The organism is Moorena sp. SIO3I6, assembly GCF_010672095.1.
In genome coordinates, this window is sequence record NZ_JAAHHU010000986.1 from 1 (window position 1) to 1,823 (window position 1,823).

Annotated in this window: 1 protein-coding gene; it reads right to left on the bottom strand. The window is 48.3% G+C overall.

Annotation, left to right across the window (positions count from 1 at the left end; all coding sequences use genetic code 11):
* A partial coding sequence (locus F6K49_RS54005) for a hypothetical protein (RefSeq protein WP_366514324.1) occupies window positions 1-66 on the bottom strand: 66 nt, incomplete at its 3' end.
* Between the last annotated feature and the right edge of the window lie 1,757 nt (window positions 67-1,823).

Here is a 1,823-nt window from a genome sequence, read left to right on the forward strand (position 1 = left end):
GTTCATATAGTCGATCATGGCGGCCATGCTGGTAGATTTTCCGGAACCTGTGGGACCTGTGACCAAAATGAGACCTTTATGGTAGTGACAGACATCTTTAGGATTCCTGGCAACCGCAACTCCTCAAGGGTCAATATCTTTAGGGGAATAATCCGCAAGACCATTGCAGGACCAAGAAGGCTATCGAAGACATTAATCCTGACCCGACTAAACTCGTACTGAGTTGCCCCATCAAATTCCAACTCTTCTCTAAAGCGCCGGATTTCCTCATCACTCATTACTTCCTTGAGCCAACAGTTAAATGTTGCGTGATCTGTGAGTGGATATTGGGTTGGCTCCATTTCACCGCGACTCCGGAAACGGGGAGTTTCACCAACACCTAGATGAATATCAGACACTCCTTTCTCAAAGGCCTCACGGACAATGCTTTCTAAGCTTGACTGTCCAGGGGGCAGACCGATGCTATGGGGTTTCTTCTGGTGCTGATTGGCTGATGGTTTTGCTTGGACGTTAGTGGCTGAATTCTGACCTGTTGTGGGCACAGGGCGAGGGCGTGAGGCTACTGCGGCACCGGCTTGACTGCTTCTTGGAGCCATGGCTCTTGGTTGTGCAGGTCTCGATTGATTGCCTTGAGCAGATGCTGCTCTAGACGCTATATTCAAAGGCGGTGGTGCTGGTGCAATGCGGGGTGAGGGCTGTTGATCTGTCATCTTTCAACTACCAACTACAGTTGGGCTACGAGAATTTATTTTACAAACTCTTACTTAAAGTTTTCCCAACAGTTAGGGTTGATTATAACTTATAACAGTTCTACCGTAGGTAAGGGATTTTCGTCTTGGGTTAATGGCAGTAGGGAGTAGGGAGTAGCTCACAGGGGTAGGTTTTTTACATTTGGGTAAAACATGGGACGACCGAGAGGGAGAGGAAAAGGAAAACAACGAAGAAGCTATGCAGCTTCGGAACAGGGGGTTTCCCCCACTCGCGCTTGGGATCAAGACAATGATGATTGTTAACGACAAATTAAGTATATTGTCTTGATGCAAAGCGCGAGTGGGGGAAACCCCCTTTGGCCGACTGCATCGCTTTCTTATCCCCCACACCCCACACCCGGTCACCCCACACCCCACACCTGACGTCAAAGTAAAAAACCTACCCTTATGAGGTAGGGAGTAGGGAGTCGGAACCCACCCCTAACCCCTCCCAGGAGGGGAACGGGAGTCGGGAGTCGGGAGTCGGGGTAAGAAATTTGAGTGTACCTGATAAGTATAAGAAACCCTATACACCAATTTCATTTCTTCGAGCTATAAATGGTGATGAGGTGATGTGTTAATAGCACTATTTTTTGAAATTGGTCAGCTGTCACCATCTAATTGTTTGTTATTGTTTGTGATTGTTTATTTTTGAGTAAGCAGCAAAAACTCTAAAACCTTCTCCCCTGCTCAAAACTAGATTTAAGATCAGCGTGAGGGCGGGGCGCAATCCGTGAGGGCGCAAGCAAAGCGCCCCTAATATTCAAAGCACCCCTAAGATGAGGGTTGACCAAGGGACGGGGGGTAACTCCTAATCACAAATACCTAATATGAGTAATTAAGCGTAATTATCAGTAATTATGCTTAATATGAGAGTAAGCATTCAGCTATCAGCTATCAGCTATCAGCTAATGCGCTACGCGCACGCTACGCGAGGTGCTTTTGAATAAGCGATGCAGAGGTGCGACCCGTGGCGAATTTAATTACGGGTCAAACGCACCATTACGGTCTTGGGGAGGCAGTGCGGTCTTGGGGAGGCAGCGCCGACCTGCGGGGGTTTCCCCCACTCGCGCT